The 16,251-nt window shown below is 70.1% G+C and carries 14 protein-coding genes; 8 read left to right on the plus strand and 6 right to left on the minus strand.

The features are described 5' to 3' along the window. The first annotated feature begins 197 nt into the window (after positions 1 to 197). The 5 genes from ACUN0C_RS00495 (at position 198) to ACUN0C_RS00515 (ending at position 5,168) form a co-directional block, all read left to right on the plus strand. Complete coding sequence (locus ACUN0C_RS00495) at positions 198 to 1,604, plus strand: glutamine synthetase family protein (protein WP_445464352.1); 1,407 nt, start codon at positions 198 to 200, stop codon at positions 1,602 to 1,604. Positions 1,605 to 1,619: 15 nt separating this feature from the next. Further along, on the plus strand, positions 1,620 to 2,876 hold the full coding sequence (locus tag ACUN0C_RS00500) for an NAD(P)/FAD-dependent oxidoreductase (RefSeq protein WP_445464353.1): 1,257 nt from the start codon (positions 1,620 to 1,622) through the stop codon (positions 2,874 to 2,876). Between the two features lie 41 nt (positions 2,877 to 2,917). Beyond that, positions 2,918 to 3,352, plus strand: a complete 435-nt coding sequence (locus tag ACUN0C_RS00505) for a DUF4112 domain-containing protein (protein WP_445464354.1) — start codon at positions 2,918 to 2,920, stop codon at positions 3,350 to 3,352. 215 nt (positions 3,353 to 3,567) lie between these two features. Further along, entirely contained in the window at positions 3,568 to 4,902 is a 1,335-nt protein-coding gene (locus ACUN0C_RS00510; protein WP_445464355.1) for a cytochrome c, read from the plus strand. A gap of 71 nt (positions 4,903 to 4,973) precedes the next feature. Then, a complete protein-coding gene (locus ACUN0C_RS00515) occupies positions 4,974 to 5,168 on the plus strand; it encodes a hypothetical protein (RefSeq protein ID WP_445464356.1) in 195 nt (64 codons plus the stop codon). Positions 5,169 to 5,209: 41 nt separating this feature from the next. Here ACUN0C_RS00515 and ACUN0C_RS00520 read toward each other — a convergent pair whose 3' ends face one another. From ACUN0C_RS00520 to ACUN0C_RS00535, 4 genes are all read right to left on the minus strand, one after another. Beyond that, positions 5,210 to 6,274: an ABC transporter ATP-binding protein gene (locus tag ACUN0C_RS00520; protein WP_445464357.1), complete on the minus strand. Its 1,065-nt coding sequence runs from the start codon at positions 6,272 to 6,274 to the stop codon at positions 5,210 to 5,212. A gap of 9 nt (positions 6,275 to 6,283) precedes the next feature. Continuing rightward, on the minus strand, positions 6,284 to 7,075 hold the full coding sequence (locus ACUN0C_RS00525) for an ABC transporter permease (protein ID WP_445464358.1): 792 nt from the start codon (positions 7,073 to 7,075) through the stop codon (positions 6,284 to 6,286). Continuing rightward, a complete protein-coding gene (locus tag ACUN0C_RS00530; RefSeq protein ID WP_445464359.1) occupies positions 7,072 to 7,974 on the minus strand; it encodes an ABC transporter permease in 903 nt (300 codons plus the stop codon). Before ACUN0C_RS00530 ends, ACUN0C_RS00525 begins: the two co-directional genes overlap by 4 nt. Before the next feature lie 82 nt (positions 7,975 to 8,056). Then, complete coding sequence (locus ACUN0C_RS00535; protein WP_445464360.1) at positions 8,057 to 9,154, minus strand: ABC transporter substrate-binding protein; 1,098 nt, start codon at positions 9,152 to 9,154, stop codon at positions 8,057 to 8,059. A 294-nt stretch (positions 9,155 to 9,448) separates the two neighbouring features. Here ACUN0C_RS00535 and ACUN0C_RS00540 point away from each other — a divergent pair, with 294 nt between their 5' ends. Continuing rightward, a complete protein-coding gene (locus tag ACUN0C_RS00540; protein WP_445464361.1) occupies positions 9,449 to 10,354 on the plus strand; it encodes a lytic transglycosylase domain-containing protein in 906 nt (301 codons plus the stop codon). A gap of 8 nt (positions 10,355 to 10,362) precedes the next feature. Here ACUN0C_RS00540 and ACUN0C_RS00545 read toward each other — a convergent pair whose 3' ends face one another. After that, on the minus strand, positions 10,363 to 10,878 hold the full coding sequence (locus ACUN0C_RS00545; protein ID WP_445464362.1) for a GNAT family N-acetyltransferase: 516 nt from the start codon (positions 10,876 to 10,878) through the stop codon (positions 10,363 to 10,365). Between the two features lie 152 nt (positions 10,879 to 11,030). Here ACUN0C_RS00545 and lepA point away from each other — a divergent pair, with 152 nt between their 5' ends. Next, positions 11,031 to 12,833: a translation elongation factor 4 gene (gene lepA, locus ACUN0C_RS00550; protein WP_445464363.1), complete on the plus strand. Its 1,803-nt coding sequence runs from the start codon at positions 11,031 to 11,033 to the stop codon at positions 12,831 to 12,833. Positions 12,834 to 14,265: 1,432 nt separating this feature from the next. Here lepA and ACUN0C_RS00555 read toward each other — a convergent pair. Continuing rightward, positions 14,266 to 14,439: a DUF1328 domain-containing protein gene (locus tag ACUN0C_RS00555; protein ID WP_445464364.1), complete on the minus strand. Its 174-nt coding sequence runs from the start codon at positions 14,437 to 14,439 to the stop codon at positions 14,266 to 14,268. A gap of 134 nt (positions 14,440 to 14,573) precedes the next feature. Here ACUN0C_RS00555 and ACUN0C_RS00560 point away from each other — a divergent pair, with 134 nt between their 5' ends. Further along, the gene (locus ACUN0C_RS00560; RefSeq protein ID WP_445464365.1) at positions 14,574 to 16,229 is read left to right on the plus strand and encodes a cisplatin damage response ATP-dependent DNA ligase; all 1,656 of its coding nucleotides are present in this window, start codon (positions 14,574 to 14,576) and stop codon (positions 16,227 to 16,229) included. Positions 16,230 to 16,251 lie beyond the last annotated feature (22 nt).

The raw sequence follows: 16,251 nt of genomic DNA on the forward strand, positions 1-16,251 counted from the left end.
TTTTCCGCGAGCTTAACGGGCCGGGGAGGCTTTTCGCAACCGATCTCGCGGCAGCGCCCCCGGTCAGGGGCAGGATCGTGTCTCTACGCCCGCCGATCCGCCTCCGCCTTGCGCTCGATCAAGGCTCGTGCGCGGCTGCGACGCCGCACCGGCTTCCCTTTTCCCCGCGCGACCGGGTATGTACGGGGAGCGAGGCCATGATGACCCTCACAGAGAAGCAGCTCGTGCTGCCGGAGAACAGCGGTGTCCGCGGCGTGACCGGCGTCGACGCCGCACGCCAGTGGTGCCGCGCCAGGCGGATCGAAGACGTCGAGTGCATCATCCCCGACCAGGCGGGTGTCGCGCGCGGCAAGCTGATGCCGACCGAGAAGTTCTTCGGCGGCCACCCGATGACGCTGCCGGCGTCGATCTTCACGCAGACCATCACCGGCGACTATCCGGAAGAGGAGGAGGCCTTCACCGAGGGCCTGACCGACGGCGATCTGCTGTTCCGGCCGGACTTCTCGACGCTGGCGATCGTGCCCTGGGCGAGCGATCCGACCGCGCAGGTGATCCACGATGCCTTCCACAAGGACGGCACGCCGTTCGAGATCGCGCCGCGCCAGGTGCTCCGGCGCGTCATCGAGCTCTACGCGAAGCGCGGCCTCAAGCCGGTCGTCGCGCCGGAGATGGAGTTCTACCTCGTCAAGCCGAACGTCGATCCCGACTATCCGCTGGAGCCGCCGGTCGGCCGCTCCGGCCGGCCCGAGCGCGCCCGCCAAGCCTATTCCATCACGGCCGTGAACGAGTTCGAGGCGCTCTTCGACGACGTCTACGAATTCTCTGAGGCGCAGGGTCTGGAGATCGACACGCTCGCCCACGAGGACGGCACGGCGCAGATGGAGATCAACCTGCGCCACGGCGACCCGGTCGAGCTCGCCGACCAGGTCTTCCTCTTCAAGCGCACGATCCGCGAGGCGGCGCTCCGCCACAACATGTACGCGACCTTCATGGCCAAGCCGATCGCCGACGAGCCGGGCTCGGCCATGCACATCCACCATTCCGTGGTGGACATCGAGACCGGGCAGAACGTCTTCTCGGCCGCCGACGGCAGCCACACGCCCGCCTTCCTCTCCTATATCGCCGGCATGCAGACCTACATCCCCAGGGTCATGTGCATGATGGCGCCGTTCGTGAACTCGTACCGCCGCCTGTCCCGCAACACCTCGGCCCCGATCAACGTGCGCTGGGGCTACGACAACCGCACCGTCGGGCTGCGCGTGCCGCTGTCCGATCCGGAGGACCGGCGGGTCGAGAACCGGGTGCCGTCCTCGGACGCGAACCCCTACCTCGCCATCGCCGCCTCGCTCGCCTGCGGCTATCTCGGTCTGGCCGGGGGGCTGGAGCCCGACAAGCCGCAGGAGGGACCCAACAAGGACCCCGTCTTCACGCTGCCGCGCTCGATCCTCGACGCCGTGCGGCTCTTGGAGAACACGCCGGAGCTCGTCGACATCTTCGGCGAGACCTTCGTGCGTACCTATCGCGCCATCAAGGAGACGGAGTTCGAGACCTTCATGGGCGTCATCAGCGCCTGGGAGCGCGAATATCTGCTCCTGAGCGTCTAGCGCATGGCGGCGGCGATGCCGGCTCCGTTCTACGCGCTCGCCGCCGCGGACCCGCCCGCCTTTCCGCCGCTCGCCGGCTCGCGCGAGGCCGACCTCTGCATCGTCGGAGGCGGCTATACCGGCCTCTGCGCCGCGCTCAGGGCGGCCGAGGCGGGACTTTCCGTAGTGCTCGTGGAAGCCGAACGGATGGGCGCCGGCGGATCGGGCCGGAACGGCGGCCAGCTCCATTCGGGCCAGCGCCGCGATGTGCTCTGGCTCGAGGCGCATCTCGGCCGCGAGCGGGCGAGGGCGCTCTGGCAGGTCGGCGAGGCCGCCAAGGCCCATGTCCACGACCTGATCGGCCGATTCCAGATCGAATGCGACTTCCGGCCGGGCCTGCTGCACGCGGTCCACCGCCGCCGCCTCGTTCCAGAGGTCCATGCCGAGGTGGAGGCGCTGCGCACGCGCTACGGCTACCGCGTCGACTATCTCGACCGCGACCAGGCGGCAGCCGCGCTCGGCTCGACCGCCTATTGCGCCGCCGTCCGCGACACCGGCGGCGGCCATCTCGATCCGCTCCGCTTCCTCCACGGGCTGGCGCATGCCGCCGAGGGGCTCGGCGCCGCGCTGCACGAGCAGACGCCCGCGCTGTCGCTGACGCGCCGCTCGGGCACGCCGGTGGTCCGCACCGCGCATGGCGACGTCAAGGCGTCGCACGTGATCGTCGCCACCGACGGGCGCTCGCGCGGTTTCGAGCAGGCGACGCGGCGGCGGACGATCGGCATCAACAGCTACATGGTGGCGACGGAGCCGCTCGGCGCGGCAGGCCGCACCGTCCTGCCCGGCGGAGAAGGCGCATCCGACAGCCGCTACGTCATCAGGTACTGGCGCAAGACGGCGGACGGGCGGCTCACCTTCGGCGGCGGCGAGAGCAATGCCGGCGCGATCCCGGACGACATCCCCTCCTTCGTCCTGCCGCACCTCCTCGACGTCTATCCGCAGCTGAAGGGCGTGGGCATCGCCCATGCCTGGGGCGGTGTGGTCTCCGTCACCAAGCCGCGCCTGCCTTTCGTCCGCGAGATCGCGCCCCAGGTCTGGGCGGCCGCCGGTTTCTCCGGCCAGGGCGTCGGGCTCGCGCCCTATCTCGGCAGGCTCCTCGCCGAGCGCGTGCTCGGCCGCGGCCGGGAACTGGACCTTTACGCCGATCTCCGCATCCCGCCGCTGCCGACGACGACGTGGCTGCGGCGGGCTTTGGTGACGCTCGCGATCCGATTCGGCCGGCTGGGCGACTGACGGCGCTGGAACCGGAGCTCGCCCGCCCCCATTTCCAGTCCATGAGCACCATCGACACGCCGCGCTATCCGGGGACGGCGCCCCGCACCGGCTTCGCCGGCCGCATGTCCGCCGACGATTCGATGTCCCGGCGCATGCGCCGCCTCGACAATCTCGAGAAATGGCTCGACCGGCAGTTCTACGTGCCCGGCATCCGCATGCCGGTCGGCATGGACGGCCTGATGGGCCTCGTGCCGGTCGTCGGCGACACCGCGGCGGCCGCGATGTCGGCCTACATCGTCTACGAGGCGCACAAAGCGGGCGCGTCCAATGCGGTGAAGGCCAGGATGATCGGCAACGTGGCCGTGGACTACGTGCTCGGCCTCATCCCCGTGGTCGGCTGGGTTGGCGACTTCTTCCACAAGGCGAACACCAAGAACGTCCGCCTCCTGAAGCAGCACCTCGCCGAGAAGGGGCATCTCGTTCCGCCCGGCTGAGGGCGTGGCCGACGGCCGTAGCCGGACGCGCCGTTCCGTTCGGGGAGGGCAGCCTGCGGGCCTCCGGATGAAGCGCGCGGGTTCCGCCGCGGCGTCGCCGCCGCGACGAACGCTTTGCCAAGACACCTTGCCTCGAACGCGCTACTCCTCATTTCCTGGAAGCGGGGGGCGGCGCTCGGCCCGCCTGGCGAAGCCGCGGAGCGGAAGGGGGTCCGGTGCGGGTGAAATGGGTCACGATCGTCGTCACGGTCCTGGTCGTGCTCGCGGGAGCCGGCCTGTTCGCACTGACCTGGCGCTCAGCCTATGATCCCGTCGATCCGCCCGACCCCGCCTCGTTCGACCCGGCCCTGATCGAGCGCGGGCAGCAGCTCGCCGGCATCGGCGGCTGCGCGATGTGCCACACGGCCGAAGGCGGCGAAGCCTATGCCGGCGGCGTGGCCGTGCCGACGACCTACGGCGCCGTGCATTCCACCAACATCACGCCGGATCCGGAGACCGGCATCGGCCGCTGGTCGGAGGCGGCGTTCCGCCGGGCCATGCGCGAGGGCGTGGCGCGCGACGGCACGCATCTCTACCCGGCCTTTCCCTATCCGCATTACGCGCGCGCCAGCGACGAGGATCTCCGCGCGCTCTACGCCTACCTGATGACGAGGCCCGCCGTGCGCGCAGAGGCGCCGGAGAACGAGCTCGACTTCCCGTTCGGCCGCCGTGCCGTCATGGCGTTCTGGAACCTCGCCTTCCATGACGATGCCGCATTCCGGCCGAACCCCAGCCGGAGCGCCGCATGGAACCGAGGCGCCTATCTCGCCGAAGGGCTCGGCCGCTGCGCGTCCTGCCATGCGCCGGCGAACGCCTTCGGCGCGGTGCGCCGCAGCCAGGGCTATGCGGGCGGCGAGGCCGAGGGCTGGTACGGCCCCGCCCTCGATTCCACCTCGCCCGCGCTCATGCCGTGGACGACCGAGGCGGCCTTCAACGTCCTGCGGGGCTGGGACCAGCACCACGGCATCGCGGCGGGGCCGATGGCGCGCGTCGTCGACGGCCTCGCTTCCGCTCCCGACGAGGACGTCGCCGCGATCGCGACCTATGTCGCCTCGCTGGCGGGCGAACGGCTGGCGCGGCAGACCACGATGGAGCGGGCGGCGGCCTTCGCGGCGGCGCGCGAATTCGGGCCCGATGCGCAGGCCGGCACGGGACCGGCGATCAGCGCCGACCGCCCGACCGAGACCCAGGAGGGCGAGCGCATCTTCATCGAATCCTGCGTGAGCTGCCACCACCAGGGCGACGCCTCGCCCGGCCCCCGGCCCGCGCCGCTCGCCTTCAGCTCGAGCATCACCGGGCCGGACGCTCGCAACTTCCTCCACATCGTGCTCCACGGCATCGTGCCGCCGGCCGCCCAGGCGGAGCGCGCCATGCCGGGCTTCGCGCAATCCCTCACCGACCGGGAGATCGCGGCGCTGGCCGGGTTCGCGCGGTCGCGCTTCGCCAACAGGCCGAACTGGCACAACCTGCCGGCCACGATCCGCGCGGTCAGGGAAGCGGGCGGGAACTAGGCGGGGGCCCGTCCGCGGCGGCGGCGCAGGAGGCCCCCGGCCCTGGCTCACCGCAGGAAAGGAGAAGCCCGATGCCGGACCAGCGCGAACCCGCAACCGGGAAGGCCGACCCGCCCGGCGGCACTGCACGCTCCTATTCGGCCGAGGAGGCGAGCCAGGGCGAGATCGTCCTGCGCCGGAAATGGCAGCGCGTCGTGTTCATCGGCGGGCTGGTCGGGATCGGTTTCCTGCTCCTCGTCCTGCTCGGCTGGAGCCTCGGCCGGTAGGCTTGCTGGCGGTGCGGTTCGTGGCGCGCCCGGCGGCCGCCCTACTGCGCCTCCAGGACGACGAGGTCCTGCCGCGCGAAACTGACCGTGACCGGCGTCCCGCGCTCCGGCGGCGGCGCGCCGGGATTGTTGAACATGTCGAGCGAGATCGAGCTCGCGCCGAAGCCGACCCGCACCCGCACGACCGAGCCTAGGAAGCTTACCTCCTCGATCGTGCCCTGCAGCCGGTTCGCGTCCGGGTCCCCGTCGCGCAGCGAGAGCGCCTCGGGCCGCAGCGCGACGAGCCGGGTGTCGCCGGCGCTTGCGCCGTTCAGGCCGGCCGCAGCGGCGATCTCCTGGCCGTCGACGGCAATCCGCCCCGCCGCGGGATCGACGATCCGCCCCTCGAGGAGGTTGAGGGTGCCGACGAACGAGGCGACGAAGCGGGTGCGCGGATAATTGTAGATCTCGAAGGGCGTGCCGATCTGCTCGATCCGCCCCTCGCTCATCACCACGATCCGGTCCGACATGGAGAGCGCCTCCTCCTGGTCGTGCGTGACGTAGATCGTGGTGATGCCGAGCTCGCGCTGGAGCGCCCGGATTTCCTCGCGCAGCGAGACGCGGATCTTGGCGTCGAGCGCGGAGAGCGGCTCGTCGAGGAGGAGGAGCTTCGGCTTGACGGCGAGCGCCCGGGCGAGCGCGACGCGCTGCTGCTGGCCGCCCGAGAGCTGGTACGGGTAGCGGTCGGCGAGTTGGGGCAGCTTCACGAGCTCGAGCATCTCGGCCACCCGCGGCCTGATCTCCGCGGCCGGGCGCCTGGCGATCTTCATGCCGAAGCCGACGTTCTCGGCGACCGTCATGTTGGGGAACAGCGCGTAGGACTGGAACACCATGCCGATCTTGCGCTGGTTCGGCCTGAGGTCGGTGACGTCGCGGCCCTCGATGCGGACGGTGCCGGCGGTGGGCTGCTCGAAGCCCGCCACCATCCTGAGCGTCGTCGTCTTGCCGCAGCCGGACGGGCCGAGGAAGGAGATGAACTCGCCGCGCTCGATGGCGAGGTCCATGCTCTGCACGACGATCTGCGTGCCGAACGCCTTCTGCAGGTGCTGCAGCTCCAGAAAGGCCATCCCGGCTCCCTAACGCTTGCCGGGCGCCGCCATGTGGCGCGACCGTCCGAAGATCTGGATGAGGCCCATGCAGGCCCAGGTGACGACGAAGGCGATGATCGCGAGCGCAGCCGGCTCGTAGGCGCGGTTCGCGCCGATGAGCTGGAGATAGGGCCCGAAGGCAGGCCGGTTGAGGAGGCTCGCCATCGTGAACTCGCCGATCACGATGGCGAAGGTCAGGAACGCGCCGGAGAGCACGGCCGAGCGGACGTTCGGCAGGATGATCCGGAACAGGATCGTGCCCCAGCCGGCGCCGAGGCTCTCCGCCGCCTCCGTGAGCGTGCGCACGTCTATTGCGCGCAGGCCGGTGTCGACGGCGCGGTACATGTAGGGCAGCGCCAGCGTGACGTAGCTGAAGGTGAGGAGCAGGTCGGTCGCCCGCGCGCTCGCGGTGAAGGGCAGCCAGGACGAGGAATTGTAGAGCCGGAGATAGCCGAAGACGATGACGATCGCCGGGATGACCAGCGGCAGCAGGGTGATGAACTCGACGAGCGGGCGCAGCTTCGGCAGCTTCAGCCGGATCCAGTAGGCGGTCGGCACGACGAGCAGGATGCCGATCGCGATCGTCGCGAAGGCGAGGAAGGTGGAATAGAGGAAGCTCGCCTGGAAGCGCGGGTCGGCGAAGACGATGCGGTAGGCGTCGAACGTGTACTCGCCGCGCCGGATGCGCATGGAGAATTCCAGCGTCGCGATCAGCGGGACGACGAAATAGAGCGCGCCGATCGCGATCGCGATCCAGGGGCCGATGCGCGCGCCCTTCATCGCAGCCACCGCTCGGAGCGCGCCCGCAGCCAGATGTAGGCGCCGTTCGAGAGCCCCGTGATGAGGATCATGCCGAGCGCGAGCGCATAGCCGAGATTCTGGTCGTGCAGCACGTCGCCGCGGATCTGCGCATAAAGCAGGATGGTGACGATGTTGAGCGAGGAGCCGGTGAGCGCATAGGCGGTCGCGACCGCGCCGAAGGCGTTGGCGAAGAGGAGCAGCGTCGTGCCGAGGATGCTCGGCCACAGGATCGGGAAGGCGACGTGGCGCCAGTACTGCCAGCCGGTGGCGCCGAGGATGGACGAGGCCTCGCGCCATTCGCGCTTCAGCCCGTCGAGCGCCGGCGCGAGGATCAGCACCATCAGCGGGATCTGGAAATAGAGATAGGTGAGGGTGAGGCCCCAGAAGCTCAGGAGGTTGAACCCGGTCGCATAGAGGTTGAAGCCGAAATACTTGACGAGGAGCACGGTGACGAGGCCCGTGCGGCCGAGCGTGGCGAGGAACGCGAAGGCGAGCGGGATGCCGGCGAAGTTCGACGCCACCCCGGAGAAGGTCATGACGGCCGGGCGCATCCAGCGCGGCACGTGGCCGAGCACGACGGCATAGGCGATGAAGAAGCCGACCGCCGCGCCGAGCACCGCCGAGGCGGTGCTCACCTTGATGGAGATCCAGTAGGCGCTGAGGATGGAGGGGTGGAGCAGCTTGCCGATATTGGCGAGCGTGAAATTGCCCTGCGCGTCCTGGAAGGCGCCGACCACGAGATAGAGCGTGGGCAGGATCAGGAACATCAGCGCGAAGACGAAGAACGGCACGACGCCGACCCAGGCCCAGGACATGGGCCGGGCGCGCGCCCGCACGGCGCCCCCGCTCGCTGCTGCGCTGTCGCTCAGTGCGGTCATCTGCCCCCTTGGCGCGGCTCGCCCCCGAAGCCGGTCATGAGGGAGGCGGCCGCACGCATCGGCGCGGCCGCCCCCCGGCGCATTACTGGACGTTCGCGCCGACCACGCTGTCCCACTGCTTGGTGATCACTTCCTTGCCCGCGTTCTGCTCCTCCAGAGTCGGGAAGACGGCGGCCTCGTAAGCCTCCGCCGGCGGCAGCTTGTCGAGCATCTCCTGCGGCACCTTGCCGTTCTTCACCAGGTCGTTGAAGCGGATCGGGTGGCAATAGCCCTTCAGCCAGATGAGCTGCCCCTCGTCGGAATAGAGGTGCTCCATCCAGAGCTTGGCGGCGTTCGGGTGCGGCGCGTAGGCGCTGATCGCCTGCACGTAGACGCCGGCGACCACGCCGGTCTTCGGCACCACCACCTCGATCGGCGGGTTGCCGGCGAGCGTGTCGCGGTCGGCGAGCGCGTTGTAGTCCCAGCGCACGAGGAGCGGCGTCGAGCCCTGCGCGACCGAGGCCGCCTTGCCGATCACCGGCACGAAATTGCCGGCCTTGTTGAGCTCGGAGAAGAATTCGAGCCCGGCCTCCGCCGCCTTGGCGGCATCGCCGCCCGCCCGCGACAGCCCGGCCGCGTAGACGCCCTGGATCGCCTGGTTGGAGGCGCGCGGGTCGCCGGCGAGCGCGACGGCGTTCTTGTAGTCGGCCTTCAGCAGGTCTTCCCAGTCCTGCGGCGCCTCCTGGATGATGTCCTTGTTCACCTGGAAGGCGAGCACGCCGTAATAGTCGCCGTACCAGTAGCCCTCGGCGTCCTTTGCCGTGTCCGGGATCGAGTCCCAGGTCTCGACCTTGTAGGGCTGCAGCAGGCCCTCGGCCTTCGCCGACGGGCCGAAGGAGAGGCCGACGTCGATCACGTCAGGGGCCTGGGGCCCGGTATTGCCCTTGTTGGCCTTGATGGCCTCGATCTCGTCGCCCGAACCCGCGTCGGGATTGAGCTCGTTCACCTGCAGGCCGTACTTGTCCTTGAAGGTCTGGATCATCTCGCCGTAATTGCACCAGTCGTGCGGCAGCGCGATCGTGGTGAGCTGGCCTTCCTTCTTGGCGGCTTCGATCAGTTCGTTGGACTGCGCCTGCGCGGCCCCGGTGAAGGCCGAGATCGCCAGGGCCGAAGCCGTGGTCATTGACACCCATTTTCTCATGACACTCTCCCCTCGAGACGGGCCGGTAGAAGCCCTCTGCCGCGCGGTCGATAACGCCCTTTTGTTGCGGTTCGATGTCTCTCCCCGACCTCGAGCCGCCGCCCCGCGACGGCAATTCCTCCCCGACGCGGCGGCCGTGCGATCGCCCCCGCGCGGGCAGCCGGGGCGGGATGGTGGCCGATCTCGCGCAGAAGCGCCAGCGGGATGATGGCCAACCCGCCCCAGAATCAGCACAATCTCGCCATAGCCGGTCTGTAGCGGCCCGCCGCTCGAGGGAAGACGAGGGACCTGCCGATGACCCGACGCGCCGTTGCGACGCGAGCCTCCTGGGCGCTGTGCCTGGCGCTATCGCTGACCGCCTGCGTCTCCGCCGGCGAGCGGCCCGCCTCCAGGGCAGAACAGAAGCCGCCGCCACCCGCGGTCGCCGGCACCGGCAGCGCCTACGACCACCTCATCGCCCGCTACGCGGCCGAGAACCGGGTTCCGCTCCCGCTCGCCCATGCGGTGGTGCGGAAGGAGAGCGGCTACAATGCCAAGGCGACGGGACGCGGCACCGTGGGGCTCATGCAGATCAAGCCGGCAACCGCGCGCGGCATCGGCTTCAAGGGCACGACGGAGGAGCTCTACCAGCCGGAGACGAACCTCGCCTGGGGCATGAAATATCTCGGCAAGGCGCACGAGCTCGGCGGCGGCGACGTCTGCGGGACCGCGCTGCGCTACCAGGGCGGCCACCGCGCCACCCGCATGACGGCGGCGTCGCGCCGCTATTGCGAGGACCTGAAGCGCATCATGGCCCGCCAGGGCGTGATCGGCACGGGCGCGGAGGTCGCCGTGGCGGCGGCGCCGGTGCCGAGCCCGCGGCCGGGCGGGGAAGTCGCCGTGGCCGCCGCTCCCACGCCGGCAGGCGCGCCGGCAGCGCGCGAGACGGCCACCCGGCAGGTGCGCGCCGTCTTCGCCGATGCCGCGCCGGCGCCCGCCGCCGCGCCCAACCCCGCCGCTGCCCCTAGCTCCGCCGCTGCCCCCAGCCCAGCCCCCGCCCCGGCCCCGACGGGCGCGACCCTCTTCGCAGCCGTCGACAACGGCGCGCCGCAGCCGCTGACGACGGGCTCGCTCCGCGGCACGACCATGGCCTTCGCGCCCGCTGCCGGAACCGTCCTGCCGGCGTCGGAAGCCGGGCCAGTGCCGCGCCCCCGCCCGTAGCGGGAGGTTCAGCGCAGGACCTTCTGCACGAGCACGAGGTCGAGCCAGCGGCCGAACTTGCGGCCGACCTCCGGCATCCGGCCCGTCTCGGCGAAGCCGAGGCGCTCGTGGAGGCCGAGCGAGGGCGCGTTGTCCGCCGCGATGGCGCCGACCATCACGTGCATCCCCGCTTGCCGGGCTTCCGCCTCGAGCGCCTGCATCAGCGCGCGCGCCACGCCCCGGCGGCGCGCGGCCTCCGCGACGTAGACCGAGTGCTCGACGGTCTGCCGGTAGCCGTCGAAGGCCCGGAACGGGCCGTAGCTGCCGTAGCCGAGGACGTCCGTGCCGGCGGCCGCCACCAGCACGGGCAGGCCCGCCTCCGCCCGGCCGCGCCACCAGGCCCGCCGGTTGTCGAGGTCGACCAGCACGTCGTTCCAGATCGCGGTCGTGTGCTCGACCGCATGGTTGTAGATGGCGAGCACGCCGGCAAGGTCCGCCTCCGCGGCCGGCCTCACCTCGAACCCCCGCCCGGCGGCCTGCTCCATTCCGATGCTCCTCGTCCCGGCCGCCGCCAGCGGCCATGCCGCGCCGGGCGCACCCGCCGGCGACCATATCAGGAACGCCCCGGCCGCAAAGCCGCAGCCCGCTTGCCCGTTCGCGCTTTGACCGGCCTTGCGCGGATGCTACATGCCGCGCCATGAGCACGCCCCTCGACCACATCCGCAATTTCTCGATCGTCGCCCATATCGACCACGGCAAGTCGACGCTCGCCGACCGTCTGATCCAGATGACCGGCACGCTCGCCGCCCGCGAGATGAAGGAGCAGGTGCTCGATTCCATGGACATCGAGCGCGAGCGCGGCATCACCATCAAGGCGCAGACGGTGCGCCTCATCTACACCGCCAAGAACGGCGAGGAGTACCGGCTCAACCTCATCGACACGCCGGGCCATGTCGACTTCGCCTACGAGGTGTCGCGCTCGCTCGCCGCCTGCGAGGGCTCGTTGCTCGTCGTCGACGCATCGCAGGGGGTGGAGGCGCAGACGCTCGCCAACGTCTATCAGGCGATCGACAACAACCACGAGATCGTCCCGGTCCTCAACAAGATCGACCTGCCGGCCGCCGAGCCGGAGCGCATCAAGCAGCAGATCGAGGACGTGATCGGCCTCGACGCCTCCGATGCGGTGATGATCTCGGCCAAGACCGGGCTCGGCGTCGACGAGGTGCTGGAGGCGATCGTGCACCGCCTGCCGCCGCCGAAGGGCGACCCGAACGGGCCGCTCAAGGCGATGCTCGTGGACAGCTGGTACGACGCCTATCTCGGCGTCATGGTGCTGGTGCGCATCATCGACGGCAGCCTCCGGAAGGGCCAGCGCATCCGGATGATGCGGACCGGCGCCGTCTACGACATCGACCGCGTCGGGGTGATGACCCCGGGCCTGCTCGTCACCGACGAGCTCGGCGCCGGCGAGATCGGCGTCTTCACCGCCTCCATCAAGGAGGTGGCCGACACCGCCGTCGGCGACACCATCACCGACGACCGCCGGCCGACCGCGACGCCGCTGCCGGGCTTCCGCCCCGCCCAGCCGGTCGTCTTCTGCGGCCTCTTCCCCGTCGATGCGGCGGATTTCGAGGATCTCCGCTCCGCGATGGGCAAGCTTCGCCTCAACGACGCCTCCTTCAGCTTCGAGATGGAGACCTCGGCCGCGCTCGGCTTCGGCTTCCGCTGCGGCTTCCTCGGCCTCCTGCATCTGGAGATCGTCCAGGAGCGGCTGGAGCGCGAGTTCAACCTCGACCTCATCGCCACCGCGCCCTCGGTCGTCTACCAGATCCGCCTCACCGACGGCACCGAGATCGAGCTCCACAACCCCGCCGACATGCCCGACCCGGTGAAGATCGCCGAGATCAGCGAGCCGTGGATCCGCGCCACCATCATGACGCCGGACGACTATCTCGGCGGCATCCTGAAGCTCTGCCAGGAGCGGCGCGGCATCCAGGTCGACCTCTCCTATGTCGGCAGCCGCGCCATGCTGCAGTACGACCTGCCGCTCAACGAGGTCGTGTTCGACTTCTACGACCGGCTGAAATCGATCTCGAAGGGCTACGCCTCGTTCGACTACCACATCACCGGCTACCGCGAGGGCGACCTCGTGAAGATGCAGATCCTGGTCAACGCCGAGCCGGTCGACGCGCTCTCCGTCCTCGTCCACCGCAGCCAGGCCGAGCGTCGCGGCCGCGCCATGTGCGAGAAGCTGAAGGAGCTCATCCCGCAGCACCTCTTCCAGATCCCGATCCAGGCGGCGATCGGCGGGCGCATCATCGCGCGCGAGACGGTGCGGGCGCTGCGCAAGGACGTGACGGCGAAGTGCTACGGCGGCGACATCACCCGCAAGCGCAAGCTCCTCGACAAGCAGAAGGAGGGCAAGAAGCGCATGCGCCAGTTCGGCAAGGTCGAGATCCCGCAGGAAGCCTTCATCGCCGCCCTGAAAATGGAGGGGTGAGGGCCGCGCCGCGGCGGGTATCCGCTTTCGCCGGCCGGTAGCGTGGCCGGAGAACGCCCGAAACGCTGTGGCCGAAATACAACGGCGCTCCCCGATCAGTAGTGCGGCCCCGATTCTCGCCCTGAGGCCGGATTTGCCGCGGAACCGACGGGCCCGCCGCAAGTTCATCGGCCGGTCTGTTCGAAGGAACGGATACCCTGCGAGCGGAGCGAAGGATTCTCGCCCCCTCACCTCCGCTCCGCTCGCAACCTTACGCTTCATCCGCTGCAATCAGAGTTGAGTGCGGGCATTTCTATGCTTCGCCGAAACAATGACAGTGGCGGCAGAGGCTCGGGTCTCATCAGAGGGATCGTCGCCGCGCTCCGCACCGCGTTCACGGCGCCCGTGGCGTTCGGGAAGGGTGATCGGGTTCGTGACGCCCAGCCGGACCGGAGGCGCTTCGCGCATCGTCGCGGCAGGCGCCTTTTTCAGGCTCGTGCAGGAAGCTTCTGGCTTTCGAGGCAGGCCCGGCGGCGGCAATCACCGTGGAAATCAAGATCGTCCGGACGATCGAAAAAGTCGAAATCGAGTGAATTCAAGCTGAGTTCAGAGCGCAATCTGCGGTTATTCCGCGCCTCCGCTCACATCATGTGCGGAAGCGCCATGACGACGGTCGATGCGGTGGTCAGGACCAGAAAGGCGACTGTCCTGGTCAGGAAGTAACGAACCATTTTGTTGTCTCCCAATGACGACGGCTATCCCGGCTCTGTAAATGCGCAAGTACTTCGATGGTTGCGCACGAATCGCGCGTCATCCCTCCCGTGGCTTCCCGGCAACGCCGTCCGCTGCCCTCCCCGCCGCCGAAAACCGGCGCCGCGACCGCACCCCCGGGGCGCGCGCCTGTCAGCCTCACACCCCCGCCACACTCACTGTCGTCATGCCCGGGCTTGACCCGGGCATCCAGTACGACCCTCGCCGCACGGCACGCGCCGCTCTCCCTTCTCTGTCGTCATGCCCGGGCTCGACCCGGGCATCCAGTACAGCCCCGCCGCACGGCACGCGTCCCTGGATCGCCGGATCACGTCCGGCGATGACGACCGTGGGGGCGGCCACGCCGAAAGCCGCCCCGGCCCCACCCCCTCTCTGTCGTCATGCCGGGCTTGACCCGGGCATCCAGTACGACCCTCGCCGCATGGCCCTGGATCGCCGGATCAAGTCCGGCGATGACGACAGTGGGAGGAGGCCACGCCGAAAGCCACTCGGCCGCCCGGTCTTCCCTCTCCGTCGTCCTGCCCGGGCCCCACCCCCTCTCTCTGTCGTCATGCCCGGGCTCGACCCGGGCATCCAGTACAGCCCCCGCATCACGACACGCGCTGCTGCTGGATCGCCGGATCAAGTCCGGCGATGACGACAGTGGGGGAGGCGACGCAGAGACCCGCTCCGCCGCTTCGCTCTAGAAGAGCGCCTGGCCCGTCGCGATGATCAGGATGATCGCGAGGACGAAGAGCACCAGGAACAGGAAGAACAGGACCTTGGCGATCGAGGCCGCGCCGCGCGCTACGCCGGAGAAGCCCAGCGCGCCCGCGATCAGCGAGATCACCAGGAAGATGATGGCCCATCTCAGCATGTCGACCTCACTCCGTTTCCTGCGCCCGGGCAACTCGCGTCCGCCGGGTTCTGTTCCATAGCCGGCTTGCGACCGAGCGGCGAGCGAAGGCGCGCCTCGTGCCGCCGCCGCTGGCCGCACCTATATTGCCGCCGATGGAACGCTTCGCCGCCCTTCTCGACCGCCTCGTGCTGACGCCGCAGCGGAACGGCAAGATCCGCCTCCTGGTCGACCATTTCCGAACCACGCCCGATCCCGACCGCGGCTGGGCGCTCGCCGCGCTCACCGGCGACCTCGCCATCGCGAGCGTCAAGCCCGCCATGCTGCGCGCGCTCGTCACCGAGCGGATGGACGAGGTGCTGTTCGGCTATTCCTACGATTACGTCGGCGATCTCGCCGAGACGATCGCGCTGGTCTGGCCGGAGCGGCCGGGCGCCAATGCGAGCCCCAGCCTGGCGGCGGTCGTCGAGGCGCTCCACGCCGCCTCGCGGCTTGAAGGCCCGCGCATCGTGGAGCGGCTGCTCGACGCGCTCGACGCCTCCGGCCGCTACGCGCTCCTGAAGCTCGTCACCGGTGAGCTCCGCGTCGGCGTCACGGCGCGGCTCGCCAAGCAGGCGCTCGCGCAGATGGGCGGCAAGGACGTGATCGAGATCGAGGAGATCTGGCACGGGCTCGCGCCGCCCTACGAGACGCTCTTCGCCTGGCTGGCGGGAGAGGGCCCCCGGCCGGTCAGCGAGGCGCTCGCGCCGTTCCGGCCCGTCATGCTCGCCCAGGCGCTCGACGAGGCGGAGCTGCCCGCGCTCGACCCGTCCGCCTATGCGGCGGAATGGAAGTGGGACGGCATCCGCGTCCAGGCGGTGGCGGATCGGGGCGTGCGCAAGCTCTATTCCCGCACCGGCGACGACATTTCGGGCGCCTTTCCGGACATGCTCGAGGAGCTCGCCTTCGAGGGCGCCATCGACGGCGAGCTGCTGGTCGGGCGCGAGGCGGACGGCGCGATCGCGGTGGCGCCGTTCGGCGATTTGCAGCAGCGGCTCAACCGCAAGGCCGTCACGCCGAAGCTGATGAAGAGCCACCCCGCCTTCATCCGCGCCTACGACCTCCTGCAGGACGGCGGGGAGGACCTCCGCCCGCTCCCCTTCGTCGAGCGGCGCAGGCGGCTCGAGGCCTTCGTCGCCGCCGCCGGCTCGCGCCGGATCGACCTCTCCCCGCTCGTCGCCTTCGAGGACTGGCAGATGCTCGCCGGGCTGCGCGCCGACCCGCCCAAGGACGACCGGCTCGACGAGGTCGCCGAGGGCCTGATGCTGAAGCGCTGGGACGCGCCCTACGTGCCGGGGCGGCCGAAGGGGCCGTGGTTCAAGTGGAAGCGCGACCCGTTCACCGTCGATGCCGTGCTGATGTACGCGCAGCGCGGCCACGGCCGGCGCTCGTCCTTCTATTCGGATTACACGTTCGGCGTCTGGGCCGGGCCGGAGGAGGCGCCGGAGCTCGTGCCCGTCGGCAAGGCTTATTTCGGCTTCACCGACGAGGAGCTTCGCGAGCTCGACCGCTACGTCCGCAACAACACGACCGAGCGCTTCGGGCCGGTTCGCGCGGTCCGCGCCGAGCCCGGCCACGGCCTGGTCCTCGAGGTGGCCTTCGAGGGGCTCAACCGCTCGACGCGCCATCGCTCGGGCGTGGCGATGCGTTTCCCGCGCATCAGCCGGCTGCGCTGGGACAAGCCGCCGGCGGAGGCCGACCGGATCGAGGCGCTCCGCAAGCTCCTCCCGGCGGAGGCTGACCGGCTTGTGCCGCCGCGTTCCCGCCCCTAACTAGGCCGCGCAACGCGGAGAG

Source organism: Faunimonas sp. B44, assembly GCF_052655945.1.